25 protein-coding genes are annotated in these 24,925 nt (G+C 59.7%); 15 read left to right on the top strand and 10 right to left on the bottom strand.

All coding sequences use genetic code 11. The features are described from left to right. The first annotated feature begins 7 nt into the window (after positions 1-7). Positions 8-1,039, top strand: coding sequence for a hypothetical protein (locus tag R3E49_RS11320; protein WP_371295143.1), 1,032 nt, complete (start codon positions 8-10; stop codon positions 1,037-1,039). Positions 1,040-1,087: 48 nt separating this feature from the next. Then, positions 1,088-1,654: an ECF-type sigma factor gene (locus R3E49_RS11315; RefSeq protein ID WP_371295243.1), complete on the top strand. Its 567-nt coding sequence runs from the start codon at positions 1,088-1,090 to the stop codon at positions 1,652-1,654. A gap of 35 nt (positions 1,655-1,689) precedes the next feature. Here R3E49_RS11315 and R3E49_RS11310 read toward each other — a convergent pair whose 3' ends face one another. Next, the gene (locus tag R3E49_RS11310) at positions 1,690-2,064 is read right to left on the bottom strand and encodes a hypothetical protein (RefSeq protein ID WP_371295142.1); all 375 of its coding nucleotides are present in this window, start codon (positions 2,062-2,064) and stop codon (positions 1,690-1,692) included. Positions 2,065-2,230: 166 nt separating this feature from the next. On the opposite strand from R3E49_RS11310, the gene R3E49_RS11305 reads away from it, so the two are divergent. Next, positions 2,231-4,966 carry a tetratricopeptide repeat protein gene (locus tag R3E49_RS11305; RefSeq protein ID WP_371295141.1) on the top strand — a complete coding sequence of 912 codons (2,736 nt, stop codon included), beginning with the start codon at positions 2,231-2,233 and terminating at the stop codon, positions 4,964-4,966. A 26-nt stretch (positions 4,967-4,992) separates the two neighbouring features. On the opposite strand, the gene R3E49_RS11300 is transcribed toward R3E49_RS11305, so the two are convergent. The 5 genes from R3E49_RS11300 to R3E49_RS11280 form a co-directional block, all read right to left on the bottom strand. After that, the gene (locus R3E49_RS11300) at positions 4,993-5,550 is read right to left on the bottom strand and encodes a hypothetical protein (protein ID WP_371295140.1); all 558 of its coding nucleotides are present in this window, start codon (positions 5,548-5,550) and stop codon (positions 4,993-4,995) included. 77 nt (positions 5,551-5,627) lie between these two features. Continuing rightward, complete coding sequence (locus R3E49_RS11295; protein ID WP_371295139.1) at positions 5,628-6,611, bottom strand: NAD(P)-binding protein; 984 nt, start codon at positions 6,609-6,611, stop codon at positions 5,628-5,630. Between the two features lie 93 nt (positions 6,612-6,704). Further along, the gene (locus R3E49_RS11290) at positions 6,705-7,721 is read right to left on the bottom strand and encodes an amidohydrolase family protein (protein WP_371295138.1); all 1,017 of its coding nucleotides are present in this window, start codon (positions 7,719-7,721) and stop codon (positions 6,705-6,707) included. A gap of 163 nt (positions 7,722-7,884) precedes the next feature. Next, positions 7,885-8,790, bottom strand: a complete 906-nt coding sequence (locus tag R3E49_RS11285) for a TauD/TfdA dioxygenase family protein (RefSeq protein WP_371295137.1) — start codon at positions 8,788-8,790, stop codon at positions 7,885-7,887. Positions 8,791-8,879: 89 nt separating this feature from the next. Beyond that, positions 8,880-10,181 carry an MFS transporter gene (locus tag R3E49_RS11280; protein WP_371295136.1) on the bottom strand — a complete coding sequence of 434 codons (1,302 nt, stop codon included), beginning with the start codon at positions 10,179-10,181 and terminating at the stop codon, positions 8,880-8,882. Positions 10,182-10,416: 235 nt separating this feature from the next. Here R3E49_RS11280 and R3E49_RS11275 point away from each other — a divergent pair, with 235 nt between their 5' ends. From R3E49_RS11275 to R3E49_RS11225, 11 genes are all read left to right on the top strand, one after another. Continuing rightward, on the top strand, positions 10,417-11,976 hold the full coding sequence (locus R3E49_RS11275) for a GNAT family N-acetyltransferase (protein ID WP_371295135.1): 1,560 nt from the start codon (positions 10,417-10,419) through the stop codon (positions 11,974-11,976). A gap of 23 nt (positions 11,977-11,999) precedes the next feature. Further along, on the top strand, positions 12,000-13,397 hold the full coding sequence (gene atpD, locus R3E49_RS11270) for a F0F1 ATP synthase subunit beta (RefSeq protein WP_371295134.1): 1,398 nt from the start codon (positions 12,000-12,002) through the stop codon (positions 13,395-13,397). Further along, positions 13,394-13,804: a F0F1 ATP synthase subunit epsilon gene (locus R3E49_RS11265; protein WP_371295133.1), complete on the top strand. Its 411-nt coding sequence runs from the start codon at positions 13,394-13,396 to the stop codon at positions 13,802-13,804. Before atpD ends, R3E49_RS11265 begins: the two co-directional genes overlap by 4 nt. 2 nt (positions 13,805-13,806) lie before the next feature. Further along, positions 13,807-14,130 carry an AtpZ/AtpI family protein gene (locus R3E49_RS11260; protein ID WP_371295242.1) on the top strand — a complete coding sequence of 108 codons (324 nt, stop codon included), beginning with the start codon at positions 13,807-13,809 and terminating at the stop codon, positions 14,128-14,130. Continuing rightward, complete coding sequence (locus R3E49_RS11255) at positions 14,130-14,426, top strand: ATP synthase subunit I (RefSeq protein ID WP_371295132.1); 297 nt, start codon at positions 14,130-14,132, stop codon at positions 14,424-14,426. Before R3E49_RS11260 ends, R3E49_RS11255 begins: the two co-directional genes overlap by 1 nt. A gap of 13 nt (positions 14,427-14,439) precedes the next feature. Continuing rightward, positions 14,440-15,177 (top strand): F0F1 ATP synthase subunit A, encoded by a 738-nt coding sequence (locus R3E49_RS11250; RefSeq protein WP_371295131.1) that lies wholly within the window; start codon positions 14,440-14,442, stop codon positions 15,175-15,177. After that, positions 15,174-15,458 (top strand): F0F1 ATP synthase subunit C, encoded by a 285-nt coding sequence (locus tag R3E49_RS11245; RefSeq protein WP_371295130.1) that lies wholly within the window; start codon positions 15,174-15,176, stop codon positions 15,456-15,458. Before R3E49_RS11250 ends, R3E49_RS11245 begins: the two co-directional genes overlap by 4 nt. A gap of 39 nt (positions 15,459-15,497) precedes the next feature. Beyond that, positions 15,498-16,253 (top strand): hypothetical protein, encoded by a 756-nt coding sequence (locus tag R3E49_RS11240; protein WP_371295129.1) that lies wholly within the window; start codon positions 15,498-15,500, stop codon positions 16,251-16,253. A 4-nt stretch (positions 16,254-16,257) separates the two neighbouring features. After that, the gene (locus R3E49_RS11235; RefSeq protein WP_371295128.1) at positions 16,258-17,829 is read left to right on the top strand and encodes a F0F1 ATP synthase subunit alpha; all 1,572 of its coding nucleotides are present in this window, start codon (positions 16,258-16,260) and stop codon (positions 17,827-17,829) included. Continuing rightward, on the top strand, positions 17,813-18,685 hold the full coding sequence (locus R3E49_RS11230; RefSeq protein WP_371295127.1) for a FoF1 ATP synthase subunit gamma: 873 nt from the start codon (positions 17,813-17,815) through the stop codon (positions 18,683-18,685). The genes R3E49_RS11235 and R3E49_RS11230 overlap by 17 nt, the downstream gene beginning before the upstream one ends. 122 nt (positions 18,686-18,807) lie before the next feature. After that, positions 18,808-20,088, top strand: a complete 1,281-nt coding sequence (locus tag R3E49_RS11225) for an acetyl-CoA hydrolase/transferase family protein (RefSeq protein ID WP_371295126.1) — start codon at positions 18,808-18,810, stop codon at positions 20,086-20,088. Between the two features lie 22 nt (positions 20,089-20,110). On the opposite strand, the gene R3E49_RS11220 is transcribed toward R3E49_RS11225, so the two are convergent. After that, on the bottom strand, positions 20,111-21,403 hold the full coding sequence (locus R3E49_RS11220) for a DEAD/DEAH box helicase (protein ID WP_371295125.1): 1,293 nt from the start codon (positions 21,401-21,403) through the stop codon (positions 20,111-20,113). Between the two features lie 424 nt (positions 21,404-21,827). Between R3E49_RS11220 and R3E49_RS11215 the strand changes: the two genes are divergently transcribed. Continuing rightward, positions 21,828-22,622, top strand: coding sequence for a methyltransferase (locus R3E49_RS11215; protein WP_371295124.1), 795 nt, complete (start codon positions 21,828-21,830; stop codon positions 22,620-22,622). 25 nt (positions 22,623-22,647) lie between these two features. Here R3E49_RS11215 and R3E49_RS11210 read toward each other — a convergent pair whose 3' ends face one another. Genes R3E49_RS11210 through R3E49_RS11200 form a run of 3 tightly spaced genes read right to left on the bottom strand, consistent with a single transcriptional unit; the run spans position 22,648 to position 24,778 of the window. Next, the gene (locus tag R3E49_RS11210) at positions 22,648-23,061 is read right to left on the bottom strand and encodes a DUF6691 family protein (protein WP_371295123.1); all 414 of its coding nucleotides are present in this window, start codon (positions 23,059-23,061) and stop codon (positions 22,648-22,650) included. Next, positions 23,058-23,519: a YeeE/YedE family protein gene (locus R3E49_RS11205; RefSeq protein ID WP_371295122.1), complete on the bottom strand. Its 462-nt coding sequence runs from the start codon at positions 23,517-23,519 to the stop codon at positions 23,058-23,060. Before R3E49_RS11205 ends, R3E49_RS11210 begins: the two co-directional genes overlap by 4 nt. Next, positions 23,519-24,778 (bottom strand): OmpP1/FadL family transporter, encoded by a 1,260-nt coding sequence (locus R3E49_RS11200; protein WP_371295121.1) that lies wholly within the window; start codon positions 24,776-24,778, stop codon positions 23,519-23,521. Before R3E49_RS11200 ends, R3E49_RS11205 begins: the two co-directional genes overlap by 1 nt. Positions 24,779-24,925: the final 147 nt, after the last annotated feature.

The raw sequence follows: 24,925 nt of genomic DNA, 5'->3' as shown, positions 1-24,925 counted from the left end.
GAACACGATGAGATATCTGCAACGTTCACGCATGAAAACCCCGATCTTTGCCGCGCTGCTGAGCAGTGCGCTCATGCTGACGGTGACGACGCTGGCCGTCACGCTGACCACCGCGCTGCCGGCGGTCAGCGTTCGAGCCGATACCGGCCTTGACGAACGCCAGTTGAAGGAACTGCGTCGCGATGCGCAGCGAGAACGCCGGGCGCTGCGCAAAGCGCGCAATCAGCAGCTCAACGACGCGGTGACGACCTTGCGTCTGGAGGTGGGCGATATGGCGTCGCATTACCAGGAGCGCGTCAGGGCGGTGGACACGGAGTTCGACCTGGAGCGCGTTCGGCTGGAAGCTGCGACAGAGAGCGAAGTGGCCGCCCTGGAAGCGGCGTTACAGAAGCGGCTGGCGGGCACGCTCACAGCGGCCTCGGAGGCGGAGCTACTCAATCGGCTGAGTGCCATGGAGGAGGAGACTGCAGCGCATCAGGATGCGGTGTTTGCTGCGCGCAAGAGCGGTGCCATGCGCGTGCATGAGGCGCAGCTGGCGGCGGAAGAGCGCAAGGATGCTCTGCTGTCCGAGCGCGATCAGCGGGTGCTCAATCGCGCGAAGGCGCTTGGGCTGATGCAGACGCCACAACCGATAATCGCGAGCCCCATCGGCGGTGAGCTGACGCGGACTGAACTGCAGTGGAATGAACGCGAACAGCGCGAGGTAGAGCGATTGCATGAGCGGCATCTCGGGCTGCTGGGCGACTATCTTCATGGCGCCAAGCTGCGAGCATGGGAGCGCAGGAATCTGGATGAGGACTTTGCGCTGGAGTGGCAGGAGCGTAGCGAACTGCAGGCCTTGGAGTCACAGCAGCGCATGCTGAACCCCGGATTGCTGCAGGCCGGCGGCGCCGCTGACCCGGTGCGCCAGGAGGCCGTGCGGCAGATGACGGAGGCGGCCGAGCAGCAGCGCCAGATCAAAATTCGCTACGATCAGTTGCGCCGTGAACGGGACATTCTGCGCAGAGAAGAAAAGCGACGCTTAACTGCACCCGAGTAACGCTGTCGCCCCGTGACGCGGTCACTTGTGACGGCGTGACGAGCGGGTATAATCCTCGACACCGCGAAGGCGATCGGGGATGGCAATGCAGTGACAACACAAGCGTTGGTAGAAGGCCGGCTGGACGCGCTGTACAGCGGTCTGCGGCTGGCTGCGCACCGTCAGCTCCGGCGCTACCGTCCCGGTGCGACGCTGAATACCACCGCACTGGTGCATGAGGCCTGGATTCGTCTGAGCGCCGATGAGGCACACGCCGCCTTGCCCAGAGATGAATTTCTGAAGCTGGCCTCTACCGCGATGCGTCAGCTTATCGTCGACTACGCCCGTCGTCGCGGCGCGGTGAAACGAGGCGGCGGTGCTGTGCCGCTGGAACTCGACCCGGATTCCCACGGCGATGGCCTGGCCACGTCCGTCGTTGACGTTATCGCAATCGATTCTGCAATGCGCGAACTCGGCAAGCTGGATCCAGCCCTGGAGACACTCGCCGAGTGCCGCCTGTTCGCGGGGATGACCATGCAGGAGGCCGCCACGGTGTTGCAGCGCCCCATGCGCTCACTGGAACGCGACTGGTCACGGGCCCGCGCCTACCTGATGGATGCATTGAATCCGGCCTGAGCCGCAGCGGCCCTCGCTGTAGAGCAAAGTGGGCGTCAGCGAGGAGGGCAGCGAACCAGTGACAGGGTATCAGTGCCAATCGCCTCCGCGCGTGCGGCGTCTTCCGTGCGCAGTTGCAGGGCGCTCTCTGTGGCGACGATTACGCGCAGGCGTTGGTGACTTTGATACTCGCTGGTTTTCACCAGAATCACATCGCCCTCAAAAGTGAAATCGGCAGAGGCCAGTATCAACCATTCATTGCCCTCAGCCATCAGTGCCTCATGCCGGTATTCGGTGGTGAATGTGAGGCGCGATTCACTGCAGGTCGCGGCGTCCATGGCCCACTCGCCAAAGACCGCCTGTGTATCCGCGGCATGAGTACTGGCGTTGACCATGGTGACCAACGCCACGAGTAACTTTCGGTAAAGCATGGCAATTCCCTCCGGGTGGTACCTGGAGTACCGCAATCCGTGCCGGGTCTCCGCCAGCCCCAGGCGTCTCGGCTCGCCCGGGGATTGTGAGCGGTGCGATGTTTGCTATCGCCCGCAACGATCTTGTTGAGCTAGGATAAGGCGTCACCACGTTAGGAGATCACGGATGTCACCGCGACATGCGATACCATCGCGCGCTGCCCTCACCGGGGAGTGGGTCCGTGCAGATGCTCTGTTTAGTGCATTGCTCGATCTGCCCGCAGCGGAGCGTGCCTCCCAGCTGGCTCGCTGCCGTGAAGATGACCCCGCATTGGCAGAAACGGTAGGCCGTCTGCTGGATGCGGAGGCGCGCTCCCATGCCCTGTTTGACAGAGCCCCCGCCTCGGTTGCCATGCTGGCAGCTGCAGCTTTGCGGGAGCCATCCGGCGACGATTCAAGCCCCGCGACCGTAAGCCACGTAGGCCCTTATAAACTTGTGCAATGCCTGGGCAAGGGCGGCACCGCCGTTGTCTGGAAGGGTGAGCGAGACGACGGCGAGTTCCAGCAAACGGTCGCTGTCAAGGTGCTCCGTCGCTGGCTGGACAGCGATGAATCTGTGGAACGATTTCGCGAAGAACGCAGGATTCTGGCATCCCTCGAGCATCCCAATCTGGCTCGGTTGCTGGACGGCGGCGTCACGGATGACGGCTGGCCCTATTTCATCATGGAATATGTCGATGGCACACCCATCACGGAATACTGTGACCGCAGACGGCTGGATGTCTCACAGAGACTGACTCTTCTGGAACAGGTCTTCCAGGTGGTGCAGTATGCCCACCAGAGGCTGGTGGTGCACCGGGATCTGAAGCCCAGCAACATCCTGGTGACCGACGCCGGACAGGTGAAGCTGCTCGACTTCGGCATTGCAAAAGTCCTGCAGTCCGACGCCGCTTCCACCCCGGGGAACGAGCTGACGGAGCCCGGTGGACGGCTGCTGACCCCGGCTTACGCGAGCCCCGAGCAGTTGCTGGGTGAGCGTGTTTCAACCGCCACTGACGTCTATGCGCTGGGTGTCTTGCTGTACAGGCTGCTCGCAGGGCGCTCACCCTACCGCGTGCGCGACGGCCAGCCCGCTCTGTTCCAGGATGCGATTCTGCACCAGGTGCCGCCCAGTTTGCCTGAGCGAGTTCTGGCCCGGGACGCAGATGACGAAGACCCCCGGCAACTCGCGGCAGCCAGGGCGAGCACTCCCGAGCGGCTGGCCCGCACGCTGCGGGGCGACCTTGATGCCATCTGCCAGGTGGCTTTGCGCAAGGAGCCGGAGCACCGCTATGCCTCGGTAGAACAGTTGAGCGTCGATATTCAACGCTACCGCGAGCGCCTGCCGGTGCTCGCCCGGGCCGGCAACCGGCGCTACAGAGCCGGTCGTTTCCTGCGCAGAAACGCGTTGGCGGTAGCCGCGTCTCTCGTCGTGCCGCTTGTCGTGCTGGCGGCATTGGCCGCACATGTTGAGCGACTTTCCACCGAGCGCGATCGCGCGGCTGCCGCTGCCTTGCTGGCAGAGCGGGAAGCCGCGAAGGCGCAGCAGATCAGCGGCTATCTGGTGGATCTGTTCCGCGCCGCGGATCCGGCTGAGTCGCGGGGTGGTGACGTGACTGCCATTCAGTTGGTTGATCGCGGCATCGAGCGGGCAGGGGCAATCCACGGCGATACTGCACTGCAGGCCACCATGCTCCATGTGCTGGGTCAGGTGAGCCGCAGCCTCGGTCGGTACCAGCAGTCGGATGAGCTTCTGTTGCAGGCACTGACGCTGCTCGAAAGGGAGGTGGACAACAGCCGCCTGATGCAGGCGGATGTGCTCGCGGAACTTGGCGAAGCCAACTTCCAGCTGGGTCGGCTGGATGTTGCCGAGGGCTACCATCGTCGCGCCCTGGCGACGCTGCCAGAAGATGAGCTGGCGCGGCGCGCGCGAACACTCACCAATCTTGGCATTGTTCATATCGTCACCAGCCGCTATGCGGAAGCTCGAGATCTGCTGGTTGAGGCGCTGACCTTTCATCGCCGGGCTGCGATCGACAGCGCGCCTCATGCCACCACCCTGAATGCTCTGGGCACCCTGCTGTCGCGTGAAGCGCGCCACAGTGAGGCGATAGACATGCTGCAGCATGCCTACGCCATGCGCCGCAGCCTGTTTGGCGACACCCATCCACAGACCTCTGTCGCCAGAGGAAACTTGGGTATCGCCCTGCTGGAGTCCGGTGATCCCGCGGCAGCAGCGGATCACCTGCAGCAGGCCCTGGCAGTGGATGAGCAGGTGCTGGGCCCGCGTCATCCAAGCCTCGCCGTATTGTTGAATCAACTGGCCTCAGCCCGAAGGGAGCTGGGCGATCCGCAGGGTGCCATCGCGTATCTGCTTCGCGCGGTGGAAATCCTGCGGGAAAACCATGAGGAACATAGCCCGGCTATTGCGGCGGCCGTCAGTGGCCTTGGCACCGCATACCTTAAGCTTGGCGAGTTTGACGAGGCGGCTACCTACCTCGCACAAGCTGTGGCCATTGATGAGCGTGTACTGGGCCCCCAGAGTCGGGAGTTGGCGATTGATCTGGTCAACCTCGCGGCCGCTCGCAATGGCCAGACACGGTACGACGAGGCCGAAGCGCTTTTGCTACGTTCACTGGGCATTTTCCGCACGCTGCTGGGTGAGCGACATGAATTGGCAGGTGATACTCTGCGGCGGCTCGCGGCGGTGTACTGGCATCGGGGAGACATACCCCGTGCCATTGAGTTCGGCGCGGAGGGCGTTGCCATACTGGCGGAGGTTCACGGCGACGGGCACGCAGACGTTGTAGCCATGCACCGGTGGACAACCGCGCTGGCTGCAGGAGAGAGGGCTCTGCCGCCACCGGTTACAATGCTGCTCTGAGAGGACGACCGTTCCCCGGCAAACCGTCAGCAGCTATCTGAGGTCAATGCCGACCCCCGTGACGCGGTTTTGCTATCCGTCATTGCTACGGCTACTAGGAAAAGACCGCTGGTCGCGCCGGCTTCACGGACTGAACTTTCCGCAGCGCTCGCCGCAAAGGCGCTGATACTCTCTCCGGGGTAGTACATGTCACCGGGCAGATACATATCACCCGGGAGGCATTGAGGTAGAAAGTCGCTGCCTGGCAGATACATGTCGCCGGGCAGATAGACGTCACCCGGTGCCGCTTTGAAGGGCTGTGAGAGGAAGGTGTCGACGGCCCGGTTTTTTTCTACGCGCACGGCGCACAGCGCGACGGCCTGAGTATCTTCGGTGCCCGCTATCCGAATGCGCACCTGTTTCAGCAGCGCCCGCTGGAGTGCCTTGCCACTGAGCCCTTGCAGTGATTCCGCGCGCTCGACCACCAGACGCAGCTGTGTGCCACTCTTGCTCTTTGATGCGCTGTGCCCGGAGGTGCTCGTGAGTGCGCCTCCGACCAGAGTCGCGAGACCCATGACCACCTGACGCCGTTGATAGATCTTCATTGTGGAGCTCCGCTGGTTGCCAGTACTGACCCCATAACGCAGATCGAAGGCGTTTTCCGCCACTGTCCGCGCCATCTTCAGGAAAGTGCACAGGCCTGCATGGCGTCGCGCCAGGTGGCGTTCCACCATCGCTGGCGTGCCCGGTGGACTAGTTGGTTCCGAATTTGCCTACAGCTCCGCCCTTCGGCGAGCCCCTGCTCCAACAGCACGACATGTTCGGTGAGTTGCTCAAAGCCCTGGCCCAGGTAGGGCTGCGTAGTCAGCAGGCAGTCTCCCATCGGCAGCCAGTTCGCCGGCAGGTCGGTCACCTGCTCCAGCGCCAGTCGCGTGGCCGGACGGCCGCGAAAAATCACGGTGCGCCCCAGCGCGCGCGACTTGTGGCAAGCCGCCCACGGCCGTGCGTCGGCAAAGCCCCTCAAAACACGCAGGGCAGTCGTCAGATCCTCGGGTGGTCGCTCCTCGACGGGCGCCTGCAACGTGAGTAACCCCCTCCCGTTGCCGGCGTGCTGCAATAACGCGCCGTAACCTGAATCGTTGTCGCGCACAGCGATGATCTGCCTGGTTTCCTCGCTCAAGTTCGTCAGCTTCAGGGTAGCGTAGTCGCCGGAGGCAGGCCCGGAGTCCAGGGGCAGCGCAGTGTTGCATTGGCGCGCCACGCTCCCGGCGGTTGCGCGTGCGGCGCCGCTGGCGTCTATCAGCAGATTATATTCCTTGATCTGCCCCGCAGCATGCACCAGCACCTTGTTACCCCTGAAGATGACAGATTTAATGCGGGCGGTGTGTACGCTGTCGATATACTGGAGGCTCAGTGTCCACAGCAACTGGTCAAATGTTGTCCGACAGAGTTGCGGGTTGGTATGGGCCGACAGCTGTGGCAGCCACCGTGTTATGAGCGCCAGCGTAGCGGGCTGCAAGAGGTGCACATGGCCACTCTGCGGGCGTGTCCGCAGGCCTGATCCCGGCGATGGATCGGCGAGGTCGGTCTCGAAGCCGCTTCGCTTGAGCTGCACTGCCGCAAGCATCCCGGCGGGTCCCGCTCCGATGACGAGTGCCTTCGGCATCCGTTGCGTGCTCCCTGAAAAACGATGTACCCGTGCTTCTTAACGGAAGTACGTCGTGATGTCCGCCAGTCTCCGCTTTGGCGTGCCTTGTACTCAGCGCGCCTGGCTACAGCGTGCTACGTGCTGAGGACAAACGCCCCGGGTCGGCAGCAGAGCGAGGAAGTTGCTGCGCGCTACCTGATGCGCCACCTCTGTGGGCAGCGCCTGCAGGAAAGGTTCAAACTCAGAGAGCTTCTCCCCCAGCCTGCCGTATTTACCCAGCAGATCGGAGCCGATCATGAACCGGTTGGGAAAACGCGAGACCAGAGCGACCCAGCCGCTTACGGGCTGGTCGTTGCTGTCCAGTAAATAGGGCCGCAGTACGCTCCAGGACAGGTCGATGTAAAGATTGGGATAGGTTTCCAGCATGCGCGTGATCTCTGGCAGCAGAAAAGGCATCGTGCCCTGATGCCGGTGTAGGGTCTTGCTGGTTCCTGCATGCGCCCAGATGATGTTCACGTCCGGGAACCGGGTCAGGGCGGCTTCCACTTCTCCTGCATAGAGTGGGTTGCGCTCCCGCTTGGAGGTGATATTGCTGTGCAGCAGGACCGGCAGCCCGTTGTGCCCGGCATAGCGATAGACCCGGAACATCGCGTCACTGTTGGCGCGAGGTGTTTCGCCCTCGGTCAACGCAGTCAGGTCGTCGTGCCGTGTGATCACCTCACCGATGCCTTGCCAGAGCCCAGGGTAGAGCTCGGTCATCTTCTGCAAGTGCAGGTCAGCGTTCTTGTCGGTGGGGTTGAAGCCGCTCAGGAAGGGATGCAGGCGGTCGCGCTGCTCGGGTGCCAGGGCCTCCAGCGACTCGGCCAGATAGGCATCGGTAGCGCTGAACCAGTACACGCCGGCATCATCTCCTGCGTATGTGTCAGGGCGCTTGGGTTCGTTTTCGTGCCATTTCTTCATCAGCGGCATGCCGGATACCATGGCGTTGCCGACACCCGCCGCATCCATGGCGCTGAGCAGGGTCTCCAGCGGTGCGCCTTGCTGGAAAAAATCAACGGTGTGCAGGTGACTGTCGGTATACCTGGCTCCCTCGCTGGCCGTTACCGCAATCGCAGTTACAGCGAGCAAAGCTGCCCCACAGGTGATGCGCACAACGCGCATGGCGACCGCGGGGAGAGGCGGATAGGGCATGGGAGTCAGGGACGCGTCGAGGGCTGGTGCCGCAGAGTTTAGCAGTTACATTCGGTGCAGGAACAGTGGCAGATGCCCGCCACGTCCTGCTTTGAATGGCCTAGGCCAGCCGTCCCATAACCACCGTGCTCTTCAGGGTAGTGCGGTGCACCAGACGGGAGGCATCGGGCGGGTTGCCGAATGCGCGGTGCATGGTGCGCAGGTTGTCCCAGAGCACCATGTCGTTCGGCTCCCAGTGATGCACGTAACTGAAGCGCGCATCGGTCGCGTGTGCCACCAGGTCGTGCAGCAGCGCATCGCCCTCGTCTGCTGGTAGTCCGATGGCCTCGCGCAGGTGCAGTGGGCTGACACACAAGGCCTTGCGTCCGCTCACCGGATGTCTCCAGACCAGCGGGTGGATGGTGTCCGGAAACGAGGGATAGAACGCTTTTTCCCTCTCCAGGTTGGTTTCGTCGTGGCGTTCCACGTTGGGCCGTCCAAAGCGCATTTCGCGAGGGTCGGCAATAAAGCGGAAGCGTGCCTCAAGCTGCTCGATACGCTGCTTGGTGTCCTCCGGCAGGGCATCGTAGGCCGCCGCGGTGTCGATCCACCCCGTCTGGCCACCGGAGTAGGGCATTTCCAGCATGCGCAGCAGCGCGCCCCGGTTGGGTGTGGTGGTGTAAACGAGGTCACTGTGCCAGGGAATGCGACCGACCGTAGCGACGCCGTCGTAGTGGTAAACCGGCGCCGTTTCATCACTCTTGCGGTTCGATAGCCAGATAAGTTCGGGGTAGCCATCGACGCGAATATTCTCGATGGGGTGCACTTCCAACTCGCCAAAAGCGCGGCTCAGCATCAGCTGCTTCTCCGGGCTGTCGCCGATGCCGCGAAACAGCAGAATACCGCGGTCCAGCCAGGCCTCCACCATGGCATCCCGTAGCGAGGGGCTGATCTCGTGGCTGAGGTCCAACCCGCGAACCTCGGCGCCGATACCGCCTGCCAGTGGAACTATGTCACAGTGCTGCATCGTTCGTTCTCTGTGTTATGGGCGATACCCGGTGGTCGAATAGAGTAGGGGGTTGCAGGCGTCAAATCCAGCTATTGCCTGCAGGTTGCCTACAGTGTTGCTGATGCCGGCTCTGCGCTCAAGAGCTGGGGCGCCTGGCGCTCCAGACGGCTGACCAGCCACATGCAGCCCGCTGCAACGAAAAATCCGCCGATAATCAGTGAGATAGGTAGTGTGTAGCCGCCACTGGTTTGTCGCAGCAGCCCCATAAGTGGCGACAGTGTGAACAGCAGCGGCAACGTGCAGAACCCCATCAGCCCGCTGACAAAAGCAAACTGACTACGGCCGAACACGCGGGACACAACCACGGCCTTGGCCGTGGACAGCCCGCCAATACACATGCCGATCAGCACCGCATCCAGCAACAGCAGTGTGAACGAGGCGGGTGTGATGAGGATGAGCCAGACTACGGACTGTAGCAGGGCGTTGCAGGCAATCACGGCTGCCGCGTTATGGCGGTCGGCCAGCCAGCCCAGCAGCAGTGATCCCAACACCGCGCAGCCGCCAGATACGGCGAGTAACAGGGTTGCCTGCTCCATGGACCACTGGCCCTCCACCAGCAGCGGAACCATATGGGTGTTCTTGGCAACACCGGCCCCCATCATCAGGCCGGTCGCGATGACCAGTGGCAGGAACGCGGGATGCCAGAGCACAGCAGATACGGTCGGTCGTTGCGGTTTCGCAGTGGCGGGCGCGTCAGCCTTTGTGCCGCCGGTGTTCCCTCTGCTCGCTTGCCAGTGTTCCGGGCTGTCCTTGACCATCAGCAGTATCGGTATGACCGCGAGATAGACGAGGCCGATGCCGCGCAGCACGGTCTCAAAGCCCAGGATCGGCAGCAGTTTGACCACAATCAGTGGCACCACGGTGACGGCCACGGGCATCATCACAAGGCCGAGTACCAGCCCCTGGCGATGACTGAACCAGTTGTTTACCAGGGTGACGGCAGGCAGCAGCCCAAGCAGGCTGATACCCGGGCCGATCAGCAGCGCAAAGCAGGCGAGCATTACAGACGGGTGCTGGGTAAACGGCAGGCAGAAGAATCCGGCGCTGGCGAGCAGTGCACCGCTGATCATGACGGAGCGGATGTGCGTCCGGCCCAGTAGCGCGCCGACGAAGGGCGCCATGAGGCCACTGGCCAGTACGACCAGGGAGAATGCGAGGGAGGTCTGTGCACGACCGGCACTGAAATGACGTTCGAACTCCATGACCAGCACCCCGAAGGAGCCATAACACAGTCCGACGGCCGCGTTATGGGCCAGAAAGGCGATGATGGCCATCAAGGTTGCTGGATGGCGCGCCGGGTCGCTGACCGGCGGCGTCCCGGCCGAGGGTGTTTCATTGGATCGGCGCATGCAATCGGCATCCCTGCTCGGCAAAGGGTCGAGACTAGGTTTCGCCGGGGGCAGCGTCAAGGCAATGATTGCGAGCGATGGCAGGTGGCGGATGCCAGCCCGGTGGGCGGTCCCTGCGCCTGGCCGGGTGAATGCATCCGTATGCGGTGTCGAAGAAACAGCGTTCGAGGGTCCGCTCACGTATACTCTGTGGTTCTACGAACCCCCATCTACTCACAGCCACCAGGATCAACACATGGTCGACAACACCACAGGGGAAGATTCTGAGCACAAGCTCAGCCTCCGTCACCTGACCCTTGATGATTATCCGGATCTGAAGTCCATCATGGACAAGGTCTACCCGCACCTTGGGGGTGCGTGGCCGGAGGAAAAGTTCCGCGCGCAGTTGGAGGCTTTCGCCGATGGGCAGATCTGCATCGAGGATCACGGCGTTGTCGTTGCGGTCGCGCTTTCGGTCATCGTTGATTACGACAAGTTTGGTGACCAGCACACCTATGACGAAATTACGGGAGATGCCTACCTCACGACGCATGACCCCAAGGGTGACGTGCTGTACGGGGTGGATGTCTGCGTGTCCCCGGATTATCACGGCATGCGTCTGGGCCGGCGCCTGTACGAGGCGCGCAAGGAACTGTGTCAGAACCTGAACCTGAAGAGCATTGTGGCCGGCGGGCGTATCCCGAACTATGAGAAGTACGCTGCGGATATGAGCCCCCAGGCCTACATCGAGCGGGTCAAGCGCAAAGAGATCTACGACCCGATATTGAGCTTTCAGCTGTCGAATGATTTCGACGTCAAGCGCGTGCTGAAAAACTACCTGCCGGAGGACAGGGAATCCCACGGTTACGCCACGTTGCTGGAGTGGAACAACCTGTACTACGACCCCGGTAAAGCACCGCTGATCGGGGCAACCCGCAGCACCGCCAGGGTGGGCTGCGTGCAGTGGCAGATGCGGCCACTCCGCTCCGTTGAGGAACTGATCCAGCAGGTCGAGTTCTTCGTTGATGCGCTGTCCGATTACCAGTGTGACCTGGCGCTGTTCCCCGAGTTTTTCAATGCGCCCCTGATGGGGTTGGAGCAGCATCGAACCTCTGTCGACGCAATAAAGGCCCTTGCCAGTTTCAGCGATGAGATCATTGATGCGATATCGAAGCTGGCGGTGACCTATAACATCAATATCATTGCCGGCTCGGTGCCGGTCATGGAGAACGATGAGCTCCTGAACGTCGCCTATCTGTGTCGCCGCGACGGGACACTGGATGCGCAGTATAAAATACACCCAACACCCTATGAAGCCCGGGCATGGACCATGCGGGGTGGGGACAAACTGAGGGTGTTTGATACCGATTTCGGCAAGATCGGTATTCTGATCTGTTACGACGTGGAGTTTCCGGAGCTTGCGCGATTGCAGTCAGAGCATGATATGCAGATGCTGTTTGTGCCGTTCTGGACGGATACCAAGAATGCCTATCTGCGGGTGCGCTGTTGCGCCCAGGCCCGGGCGATTGAAAACGAGTGCTATGTGGCGATTTCCGGTAGCGTGGGTAACCTGCCGAAGGTGGATGGGGCGGATATCCAGTATGCACAGTCGGCGGTGTTCTCGCCATCGGACTTCGCCTTCCCCCATGATGCGATCATGGCTGAAACGACCCCCAATACAGAGATGACGCTGATTGTTGACCTGGACCTCGAGAAACTGAATAAATTGCGCAACGAGGGCTCGGTACGCAACTTTCTCGACAGAAGACGGGATCTGTACCGGGTCAGCTGGCTCGATGAGTGGCAGAAGGGCTGAGCCGCTTGTCGAAGGGAGATGCTATGGGTGACAAGGAGCAGATTGCGGCAACCCCTGGCGGTAATTTCGGACATATCGTTGGTATTCGCGGGGGAACGCTGGACGTCCTGTTCAAGCAAACCCCTCCGCGTATCCATAACCTGCTTTACGCAGGCAGTGTCGCCATGGAGGTAGCGGCGTTGCTCGACAGCGGTGCGGTGCGCTGCATTGCACTGGCCCCCTTGCGGGGATTGGCGCTCGGTGCGGAGGTTGAGGACACCGGAGGTCCCGTTCTCGTCCCTGTCGGCGATGCTGTGTTGGGGCGTATGATGAATATGTTCGGTCAGCCCATCGATGGCAAACCTGAGCCGGCAGCGAGTGGACGACGCAGTATCCACCAGAGCCCTCCCGCGCTGGCAGATCGTGTGTATCACAGTGATATTCTGGAAACAGGCATCAAGGCGATCGACCTGCTGTCGCCAATAGAGCGTGGCGGTAAAACGGGCTTGTTTGGCGGTGCCGGAGTCGGAAAGACGGTTTTGATTACCGAGTTGATCAACAACACGGTACAACATTATCAGGGAGTCAGTCTGTTCTGTGGCATTGGCGAGCGTTCCCGTGAGGCGGAGGAGTTGTACCGCGAGATCGGTGAGGCAGGCGTGCGGGACAAGACTGTGCTCTTGTTCGGGCAGATGAATGAGGTGCCGGGTGTGCGTTTCTCCGTCGCAAAGTCTGCCCTGACGATGGCCGAATATTTCCGGGACGAGCAGCAGCAGGATGTACTGTTGTTGATGGACAACATATTTCGCTTTGTGCAGGCGGGCTCCGAGGTGTCAGGGCTGATGGGCAGGATGCCTTCGCGTGTCGGCTATCAACCTACCCTGGCCACTGAACTTGCCGTTCTGCAGGAGCGGATAACCTCCACCCGGAAGGCGGCAATCACTTCCATTCAGGCAGTCTATGTGCCTGCCGACGATTTTACCGATCCGGCTGCGGCGCATATATTTTCTCATCTCTCGGCGTCTGTAGTTTTGTCCCGCAAGCGCGCCAGCGAGGGCCTGTACCCGGCGGTTGACCCGCTGGCATCGGCGTCTGTCATGTTAACGCCCGCGGTCGTCGGCCAGCGCCATTATGATATTGCGCGGGCAGTGAGGCGTACACTCGCTGAGTATGAAGACCTGCGCGACATTATTGCCATGTTGGGCATGGAAGAGCTGTCTTCCGCTGACAAAGCTACCGTTGCCCGAGCACGTCGACTTGAGCGTTTTCTGACACAGCCGTTTTTTACTACGGGGTCATTGACCAGAAGCGAGGGCAAACGGGTAACCCTTGCAGACACCCTGGACGGCTGTGAGGAAATTCTGCGCAGTAGTCGCTTTGACGATGACGAGTCTGACTATTATATGATTGGATCGTTGCGAGACATGAAAAAAACAGCATGAGCTTTGCAAGTGCGATGCAGGTTTCTCTGCGGGTGCCTACACATGAGGTTTTCAGCGGCCGCGTCGTAAAGCTGTTTGCTGTCGCCGAAAATGGTGCTTTTGGCATGCTTCCAAATCACATCGACTATGTCACGTCACTGGTACCATCGGTGCTGATTCTATCTCTTGACGATGGCAGGGAACTCTTCTTCGGCATTGATGAAGGCGTGCTGGTGAAGAAAGGGTATGAGGTCGATATCGCGGTTCGCCGAGGTGTTCAGGGTGATGATCTGGACAGCTTAAACGATACCGTCCAGGTGAGTTTTGTTGAGGTGGATGAAGAGGAACGGGTGGCACGTTCTGCGCTTTCGCGCCTTGAAGCGGGCATCGTTCGGCGCTTTGGTGAGTTGCGAAAGCCGCGCTTGTGACGATGAAAGATGATCGAACAGCAAACGACATCCGGCGTCATGCAGAACGTATGAAGCTTGCGCGGAGCGTTCCGGGCGCCAGTCCGCTGCTTGGCTTCGGGGTCTTTGGCATTATCGGCTGGTCTGTTGCTGTGCCTGTCGTCAGCGGTGCATTTCTGGGTTTATGGTTGAACAAGGTGGCCCCACAGAGTTTTTCATGGCCAATTGCCTTGATTCTCGGCGGAGTCGTTGTGGGCGGCATTATTGCGTGGAACTGGATTTCCCGTGAGAGTGTGCAGCCGCGACAGGAATCCGGGGCGTCAGGTGATGCCGGTGGAGAGAGCTGATGGCACTGCACTGGGAATCCCTGTTACTGGGGCTTGCCGCGGGTTTATTGGTGAGCCCGGTTTTTTTTCTCGGGTTGAAATGGGGTATGCATGTTGCGCTTCGCTCGAGCAAGCCGATGGCGGTAATTCTTTTCAGCGCGATTTGTAGGATTTCGCTGCTGATATGGATTGGCTACAGCATTACGGCACATGTCGGTAACGTGTGGCCTGCTGTTGGCTATGCAGTGGGCTTTTTACTTATACGAACGTGGGCGATACAGTCGGTTCGTGTTGCCGTTGCGCAGGATTCACGATAACAGGGAATGAACAATGCAGCTTACGCCGGACGACATTATTCTATTGCGCATATGGGGGTTCCCGCTCAACGCGACCATTGTCAACACCTGGATTATAATGGCATTGCTGGTGGGTATCTCCATGATCGTGACCCGCAACCTGCGCGCGGACGTGCCGCCCAATCGCTGGCGAACTGCGCTGGAAGTGATCGTGCAGTCGATTCAGACACAGATAGAAGAAATAACACGTAAATCTGCGCGGCATGTCATGTACTTTGCCGGCACGCTATTTCTTTTCATTGCATTGTCGAATTTGCTGTTGGTTGTCCCTGGGTTCTTGCCGCCTACTGCTTCGCTATCAACGACAGCGGCTTTGGCGTTTTCCGTGCTGGTTGCTGTACCGCTCTTCGGAATTGCCAGTGGGGGCCTCGTGCGTTACCTGAGGCGTTATATCGAACCTTCGCCGATCATGTTGCCGTTCAACATTATTGGTGAGTTTTCACGCGGTATATCTCTTGCGATCCGTCTTTACGGTAATGTTATGAGTGGTGCGGTTATTGCCGCAATTCTATTGAGTGTTGCTCCATTTTTCTTTCCCGTAGTGATGAATATGCTCGGGCTTCTGACTGGCCTGATTCAGGCCTACATCTTTTCCATTTTGGCAACCGTCTACATATCATCGGCAACCGCAGAGTCAGAGTCCTCGGGCATTCGAGAATACTCGATACCCCATCAGTCCCATCCACCCAGGTCAGGCGAGGAACAACGATGACAGAACTCACGATTATAGCTGCCATTTCCATATTTACTGCAGGTCTCACGGTCGCCATAGGGTCGTTGGGTCCTGCGCTCGGGGAAGGCCGCGCCGCCGCAGCCGCGATCGCGGCCATGGCGCAACAGCCAGATGCCGCACCAACTTTGTCGAGGACACTGTTTGTCAGTATGGCGATGATTGAATCCACCGCTATTTATTGCTTTGTCGTTGCAATGATTCTGATCTTTGCCAATCCATTTTGGGATTCGTTACAGGTTGCCGCTGGCGGGGGTGGCTGAAGGGCGTGTCGGTTTTGTTGACAGGGAGGCGTACAGACTATGTCCATTGATTGGATTACGGTCATCGCCCAGATCGCAAACTTCCTGTTGCTGGTCTGGTTATTGAAGCGTTTCCTTTATCGGCCGATTCTGGATGGGATAGATGCTCGCGAGGCGGAAATATCGCGTCGTATGGCTGAAGCAGGTGAAGCGCAGAAGAAGGCAGAAGCTTCTGAAAACGGTTACAGAAATCTGAAAACGCAGTTGCTGACAGAGCAGGACGCGGTCATTAAACGAGCGCTGGCAGAGTCTGAACAGGAACGTGATGCGCTCTTGGCTGATGCGCGTGCGAAGCTTGAACAGGAGCAGAAAGACTGGCACCGCCATCTCGAGCGTGAGCGCACCAGGTTCATTTCCCAGCTGCAACGCAGCGGTTCGGAAACACTGCTGGAGCTGACTCGCAAAGCGCTGCTTGATCTGGCCGATGAAACGCTGGAGGAAGCTATTGTTCGGCATTTGGCTACGCGTTTGCGGCCTCTGGCAAAGGACCTGGCGCATGCGGCAGGCAGTGCCAAGGAAGCGGTAGTGACAACGCGTGATCCCCTGCCTGAGGCGGCACGGCAGAAAATGGAGTCCGAGCTGAGGCTTCTTTTGCCGGACTGCTCGCTACGCTTCACAACGGATTCCGCTCAGTCTCCGGGGCTGGTATTACGTGTAGGTGGTGCTCAGGTGGCGTGGACTGTGGACAGCTACATTGATGAGTTTGACGCGCGCCTTGATGAACACCTGGCAGCCAGATCCTCCGGACGAGCCTGAAGCAATGGCCGACGACAGAGCGGAAACCGAGCGCAGGCGGGCGGGCTTGACGTCCGGGCAGTTTCCCGACGAGCAATTCACTGACTGGCATCAAGCTCTGCTGGCGACGCCGGCGCCAGCGCCGCTGCTGACCGAAGTTGGCAAAGTGATTGAGGTGGCTGATGGCGTCGCGGTTGTTACAGGCCTGGCTCGTGCGCTCGCTGACGAACTGCTGGTGTTTGACTGTGGAGTGCAGGGTATCGTACTTGACCTGGCGCCGGGTCGTCTGGGGATCGTGTTGCTTGGCCCATCAGAACTCATCACCGTTGGTGAAGAGGTGCGCCGGACACGCAAGGTGGTCAGCGTGCCGGTGGGAGACGGGTTGTTGGGTCGGGTACTGAGCGCCATGGGGCGCCCCCTCGATGACCAGGGTGCCGTGACAGCGATCGCGCATCATCCGATTGAGGCCGAGGCGCCGGGCATTCTGAGCCGTTCCGCAATTTTTCGGCCACTAGCGACTGGTATCAAGGTCATTGATGCTGCCGTACCCGTCGGTCTGGGGCAGCGTGAGTTGATCATTGGCGACCGCCAGACGGGTAAAACCTCAATAGCGATTGACACCATACTCAACCAGAAAGACTCGCAGCTATTGTGTATTTATTGCGCAATCGGCCAGCGCGGCGATGCCGTGGCCCGGGTTGTCGGGGCACTGAGAGAGCGTGAGATGTTGAGTCGTTGTGTGGTCGTGGCAGCTGGAGACGAGGAAACCCCGGGGCTGGCTTATATCGCGCCTTATGCGGCCATGACCATGGCCGAATATTTTTCTGATCGGGGGCAGGATGTTCTCGTGGTGTTCGACGATCTAACGCATCACGCCCGCTCTTACAGGGAATTGTCACTCCTGCTTCGCAGGCCACCGGGCAGGGAGGCCTTTCCAGGTGACATATTCTATGTGCATGCGCGATTGCTTGAGCGAGCAGGGCAGTTTACGCAGGAGGCAGGAGGTGGCTCGATCACTGCACTGCCGGTGGTGGAAACACAGGCCGAAAACCTGTCCGCCTATATCCCTACCAACCTCATATCCATTACCGACGGACAGATTTACCTGTCTCCCAGGTTGGTGCGTAAGAACCAGTTCCCGGCAGTAGACCTCGGATTGTCGGTTTCCCGGGTTGGGGGTAAGGCCCAGAGCCGCGCTCTCCGAGAGGTTGCAGGCAACCTGCGTATTACGCTGTCACAGTTTGAAGAGCTTGAGGATTTTGCCCGCTTCGGTACCCGTCTTGATGATTCGACCAGGGCGCGTCTGGCTCGTGGTGCAGCAGTCCGTGCAGCGCTGCGGCAGGCTGAACGTGATCCGATGTCTGCGCTGGAGCAACTCAGCGTATTGATCGTCGCGATGGAGGGTTTGTTTGATGAGATACCAGAGCATCAACTCGGCAGCGCGATGCTGGCAGTCCGATTGGCCGCGAAGGAAGAGTTGGGATCCATCGAGCGGGCCTTTGTCGAGGACCGCGCGCTCAGTGCAGATGAGCGGGCTCAGGTAGTGAGCGTCGCCATGAACGCTTTGCAGGGTGCAGGCGATGCCGCAGACGCTTGAAGCACTGAGCCGCCACAACGCGACGTTGAAAAGTATTCGCGGCATCGTACATACCATGAAAACGCTGTCTGCCATCAACGCGCGGCCTTACGAGCAGGTTGTTCGTGCTATAGAGGCGTACCATGCGACCGTCCTGCGCAGCCTGGCTGCTTTTTCACACTCTACGGCAAGAATGTCGGAGCGACCGCAGCATGTAGGGGAGCGATGGCTGGTTGTGTTCGGATCCGATCACGGCTTGTGTGGCAGTTACAATGAAATCGTCGCGCAGTTGGTAAAAGAATATTGCGAGTCTTTGCCCCACGTTGAAAAGCGTCTTCTGGTTATTGGCCAGAAGATGAACGATGCCCTGTTGGATCATGGATTGCGCGGCGAAGGAGTCCTTCTCCCGCCAGCTTCTGTGGATGGTATTGGACGCATGGCTGGAGAAATTGTGACGCGACTTGATCTCGTTACCCGGCGGCGGCCACTTTCTCGCGTTGCTGTTACGCTGGCTTTCACACAGCGCGGTGAACACGGTTTGAGGGAACCGGTAACGCGTCGATTGTTGCCGCTTGAAGAGAAGTTGCTGCGGCCCACAACGCGCTGGCAATCACGCACTCTGCCAGATTACAGTATGGCACCCGATGCGCTTTTCGCTTCGTTGATTCGCAGCCATATTTATGCCAGCGTGTTCCGGGCCTCGGCGGAGGCCATGGCCACGGAGAATGCCGCGCGCCTCGCACTGATGCAGCAGGCTGAACAATCTGTTGACGACCGTCTGGAACAGGTGAAAGCTGAACTCAGTTCAGGTCGGCAGACGGAGATTACCAATGAGCTGATGGATGTCATCATTGGCTTTGAAGCCTTGAAGAGGTAGCTGATCCCTTGCGGCTCATCTCTTTACGGCTGACGACGGTGCATAGGCTAGGCAACGCCAAACGTCGATGCTGAACGAGTGATGCAATGCGATCGTTCCAGCGTTTTTAATGGGAGACAAAATTGCGACGTGTAGAAAGTGCTGAACAGGCGGTTGAGTCTATCGGTTCCAATGAGTTTGTCTGGTGCCACTCCATGGCGGCGACGCCTACACGCCTTCTAGACGCGCTCGCTCGCCACGCACTATCCCACAGCAACATCACACTGATGCAGCTGCATCTGGAGCATGCGGACACCGTCACGGTGCCTGAGCTTGATGGGCATCTGCGACACCGCTGTTTTTTCGCCGGCAAGCAAACCCGTGAGTTGATCAATCAGGGCAGAGCAGATTACGTACCGCTTTTTCTGTCTGAGTTACCCAAGCTGTTTCGCCGACGGGAACAGAAGATCGATACCGTGCTGGTACAGGTATCCTCGCCTGACCGTCATGGCAATTGCTCTCTGGGAATTTCAGTGGAGGCGACGTTAGCAGCCTGCGAGGTTGCGGGGCGAATAATCGCGCACATCAACCCGCGTATGCCGCGAACGCACGGCGATGGTTTTATCAATATCCGCAACATTCATACCGCATTCGAGCTGGATGAGCCGCTGCTGGAGGTGAGTGAGCGAGAAACGGGTGATACAGAAGACCGTATCGGAGCGCACGTCGCGTCCCTGGTCGAAAACGGCGCCTGTTTACAGATGGGTATCGGTGCCATTCCGGATGCCGCCCTGCGTTGCCTCAAAGATCGGCAGCATCTGGGAATTCATACGGAGATGTTTTCCAGCGGCGTTTTGCCACTTATAGAGAGCGGCGTAATTGACAACTCACTCAAGCGCATTGCTCGCGGCAGAACCGTGACCAGTTTTGTGCTGGGTAGTGAGGCTTTGTACGACTTTGTGCACGATAATCCGGAGGCTGTGTTTCTTGATGTGGAGTTCGTCAACAACCCTACAGTCATCGCCCAGAATCCCCGTGTGACTTCAATCAATAGCGCTTTGCAGATAGACCTTTCCGGGCAGATTTGCGCCGATTCGATTGGTCACCGCATCTATTCCGGTGTGGGCGGACAGGTCGATTTCGTCGTCGGTGCCACTTACTCAGATCACGGGAAGAGTATCATTGCGTTGCCCAGCACGGCGCGCGACGGTCAGGCCACGCGTATCGTCGCAGCGCTCGCCAGTGGAGCAGGGGTTGTGACCACACGAGCGCAGGTTGACTACGTAGTAACAGAATACGGTATTGCCAAGCTGCGAGGCCGTTCACTGCGTGAGCGTGCCAGGGATCTTGTGGCGATATCCCACCCGAGCTTTCGCGAAGCGCTGGCTCGCGAAGCTCGTGATGTTCTGAAACTGAACCTGTAGTCGCCTCGCCTGTCGTGCGCAATCAGCCGGGGTGCCGGTTGCCACTGGCGGAGCGAGCTCGGGTAGAATTCCCTGGCGCGCCGGGGCGACTGCGGCCCTGCGATCTGCCCCGGCCGCTCGGCTGGTTGCGTCCGCTGCCGCGGTTGCTGCCGTTTTGAATCACCTCGGCCTTGATACTGGGGTCAACGTCATACCCCGGTGCGTGCACTTTCTCGATGGGCTTGCCCAGGAGTTTCTCGATATCCTTGAGCAATTTCAGCTCATCAACGCACACCAGTGAAATAGCGCTGCCTTGCTGGCCCGCTCGCGCGGTGCGCCCGATGCGGTGAATGTAGTCCTCGGGCACGTTGGGCAACTCAAAGTTCACCACATGGGGCAGTTTGTCGATATCGATACCCCGCGCGGCGATGTCCGTTGCCACCAGGGCTCTGATCGTGCCGGCCTTGAAATCAGACAGGGCCCGGGTGCGCGCCCCCTGTGACTTATTACCGTGTATTGCCGCTGCCGTGATGCCGTCCTTGCCCAGTTGCTCGGCCAGTTTGTTGGCGCTGTGCTTGGTGCGGGTGAATATCAGCACCTGCTGCCAGTTCTCTTCGCCGATTTTCTCGGCAAGCAACTCACGCTTGCGCTTTTTATCTACCGGATACACGGTCTGGCTGACCAGTTCAGTCGCGGTATTCTCCGGTGTGACCTGGATTTGCGCCGGTTGTTGCAGGAATTCCGCGGCGAGCGTCTTGATGTCGTTGGAAAAGGTGGCGGAGAAAAGCAGTGTCTGGCGTTGCTTGGGGATGATCTTCAACACCTTGCGGATGTCGTGAATGAAACCCATGTCCAGCATGCGATCTGCCTCGTCCAGAACCAGTATCTCGATTCGTGACAGGTCGATACTGCGCTGCTGGACGTGGTCAAGCAGGCGGCCCGGCGTTGCTACGACAATATCAACGCCCTTGATGAGCTTCTGTTTCTGCGGATTGATGCTGACCCCGCCGAAAATTACCGCAGACCGGAAGGGCAGATAGCAGCCATAGTCGCGTACGCTCTCATGCACCTGTGCGGCGAGTTCGCGGGTCGGCGTCAGCACCAGTACCTTGGGGTAGCTCTTTTGACCGGCGGGGTACTTGTCCTGTAACTGTTGCAGCACAGGCAGGGTAAAACCTGCTGTTTTTCCAGTGCCTGTCTGGGCTCCCGCCAGCAGGTCTTTGCCCTGCAGAACCAGCGGTATGGCCTGTTGTTGTATCGGAGTGGCCTGACTATAGCCCTGTTTTTCTACTGCGCGTAGCAGTTCGGCCGAAAGGCCGAGATCTTTAAAATACACGTGATGTTAATCCTGATTTTTGGCTGACAGATCGCCTGGCCAACATGCAAAGTAGCAAATGCTACGTGTTTGATGGCTCGGTCCAGAGCGGGGTGTGTTGCGGTTTAGCTAGGGGTACTTTTGGGTACCGGGTGACACAGAGCGTGAAGCGGATGTGGCGTTACAGTGTGGCGCAGACCGATGTGCGCCAGTAGGTCATGCATAATAGCAAAGCCTGCGTCAAATGAAAGGATTAAATGCCGCTGTTTTTTCGCAGCGGCAAACCCGGCTCCTGCGGCACGCCACGCATTTTTCCCCGTTTGGTATGGAAATGCGCCCCGTCTGTCGGGCAGTGCTCGTGTACCATGCGCTCGCTGCAAAACCGTGGCCGCATGACCCGGGAGCGATTCAATTGCCCGCGAGGGCAGTCACGGGAGGGGAGAGCATGAACTGGCTGATGTCTGCTGAGGTGTACAACACCATTCTGATTGGCAGTTTTGTCTACGCCGCGTTTATTCTGGTAGGCGCTTTCCTCTCGAAGGCGCCCTACGGACGCTTCGGTGCGGAGGGGAGGGGGTTATCGCTATCGCCTCGGCTGGGATGGTTCCTGATGGAACTTCCCGCCACACTGAGTTTTCTCTGGTTTTATCTGCACGGGAAGAACGCAGGCGAGTTGGTACCGATGATTTTCCTCGGCGTGTGGTTGATTCACTACGCCAACCGGGGTTTCCTGTTTCCCCTGTTCATGCGTGTTGCAAAGGGCAGCAAAGGCACCTTCGGATTAATGGTGGTGGTGGCGGGCTGGCTGGTCACTACCTTGCACGGTTACCTGAATGCAGTCTTCATATCCCATCTGTCCTCACATCTGACGGCTGACTGGTTGACCGACCCACGTTTCCTGATCGGCATGGCACTCTACGTGTTCGGCTTCGTCATGAATGTGCATTCCGACGCGATCATCCGTAACCTCCGCAGCAAGGCGGAGGTTGAGAGTGGCGAGCGGGTTTATCGCATTCCACAAGGCGGGCTGTTCCGCTACGTCACCAACCCCAGCTATTTCACGGAACTGTTGTCGTTCACCGGGTTTGCGATTGCAACCTGGTCGCCCGGCGCGCTGTTCGTGCTGTTTGTGAGCGCAGCCAATCTGGTGCCCCGTGCGTTTCAGGTGCACCAGTGGTATCTGAAAAAGTTCGATGATTATCCACCAGAGCGTAAAGTCCTGATCCCGTGGATTCTGTGAAAGCTTGCTGAAGCGTGCCTCGCAATCAATCGCGCTGTGCTGTCTGGAACATCCCCGCCACAGCGAGTCCGGGCAGCATGCCCAGAAGTACGGCCAATGCCGGCCAGTAGAGATCCCCGGTGGCTACCACCGCCGGGCCGGGGCAAAAACCACTCACACCCCAGCCGATGCCGAACACGATGCTGCCCAGTACCAGTGGTTTGTCGATGGGTCTGGCGGGGGCGTCAGTGGGACAGGCTGGATCGCTGCGACGGGCCGCCAGTCTGACACCCAGCCATGAGAGGCTGATCGCGCTGGCCATGACCAGTGCCAGGGACGGATCCCATTGCCCGGTCACGTCGAGAAAGCCGATAACCTTGGCCGGGTTGACCATGCCTGAGACAATCAGTCCGGCACCAAACAGCAGGCCTGCGAGCAGGGCATTCAGAGTACGCTTCATAGCGAGACACCTCCGTGCACCAGCCGCCACAGGGCGACCGTCATAAAGCCGGCGCCCATGAAGCTGAGTACCGCGACCAGCGAACGCGGAGAAAACCGGGCCAGGCCACAAACGCCATGGCCGCTGGTGCAGCCGTTGGCAAAACGGGTCCCCAGGCCAACGAGAAACCCACCTGCCAACAGCCGGATCAGGGTTGGGCCGTCGAGCTCGGGCGTCTCGACAGGGGACGGGGTGATCTGCAGCATCACCGGCCACAGCAGCAGGGGGGCCAGCACCAGGCCCGCGAGGAACGCCAGGCGCCAGGGCGCGCGCCCCTCTGGCTTGAGCAGGTTGCCGAGTATGCCGCTAATGCCGGCAATCTGACCGTTGCCGAGCAACAGGAGGCTGGCGGCAAGGCCAATCAAGGCGCCGCCGGCAAGCGAATGCCAGGGCGTGAACAGGGTCCAGGCAATGTCCATCAGAGCAGTCTCGTAAAGCCGATTGCAAGTATGTTCTGGTGCATGGTGAGGTTGGCCTCGCCGCCACCGAACGGCACGGGAATAGAATTGGCGCCGCGCACGGTTTTTTCAAGTCCGCGTGTATAGGCAAAATTCCACTCGCTCCTGTCGGACACCGCCCAGCTGGCGCCGAAGCTCACATGGGTTTCAATCACGCCCGGTGCGAGAATGTTGAAGAAGGTCTCGCCGCCGGGAATGGGCTGATCCATGTGGCTGACACCCGCTCGAAGCGTGAGGGCTTCCGTCACCGTATACACGGTGCCGAGTTTGTAGACGTCGCTGTCCTCCCAGCCAAAGCCTGGGCCACCTGCGACACCCAGTGGCACACCGGACAGCAGGGGCGCCAGCGGATTACCCACCGAGTCGATATCGCTGTACTGAATCTGCTGCCAGTCCACAGCCAGGGTTAACGCCTTGTTGAGCCTCCAGGCGATACCGGCGCCAAAGGATTCGGGGATGTCGAAGTCGCCATCGTCAGCGAATAGCCCGGCATAGTCGTCAAAATTGGACATGTCGATCTCGGATGACCAGGCAATGCCCAGAGTGACGCTGTCACTGACGTTACCCATCCAGCCCAGTTTGACGCCCCAACCGGTGCTGCTGTCGTGGCCGCGGTCGGTGACGGAGCCGGGTCGGCTGCTGAAACCGTCGAAGGGTGCCAGGCCTTTTGCCTCGAAACGCTGGTAGGCAAAGGTCGCCGCTGCGCCAAAACTGTGGTTGCCCGCGCGCCAGGCGACCGAGGGTGTGACAAAAGCCTGTGCCAGATCGACGCCGGCCTCTCCGCTTGCACCGAACGCGGCGTAGGGGTTGTCGGTGTAGCTGGTGTTCATGCCGCCATTACCATATAGCGCAATCCCCCAGCTCAGTTGTTCATTGACCGCCTGTGTAAAGCCAATGTCGGGCAGCAGGAACCAGGCGTCGTCATTGCCATCATAGCGGCCATCTGCGCCCGCGAGGTTGCCTTCGATGACCGAGCTGCGATCAGGCTGGAACCAGGTCAGTCCGGCATCGATTCGATCACCGACCCTGCCGGTGCCCGCGGGATTGCTGGCGGCAATCAGGGCGTCCTGGGGCAGTGCCAGGCTGACACCGGCGACCGCCTGCGCGCGCACGCCTGTGCCGTGGGTAAAGTAGCCGTTGGTTGCCTGTGCCTCGGCAGCCGTCATTGCAATACCGCCCAGCAGCAGGGAGCCGGTCAGGAGAGAGTTACTGAAAGTCACGCGAAGTCACCACTTGTGTTTAGGCGTTGTGTCATCATCCGGCTGGGCCGGAAACCGAGCTTGCGCATCCTAGGCCAGCGGCACACTGCAGCCAACGATTTTTTCGAAATATGCTTATAAGTTGCGGCGTTGAACGATCGCCGGCTA

This window comes from Haliea sp. (assembly GCF_041395985.1).
GTDB lineage: Bacteria > Pseudomonadota > Gammaproteobacteria > Pseudomonadales > Halieaceae > Haliea.
This window is presented reverse-complemented; position numbering and strand designations above follow the sequence as displayed.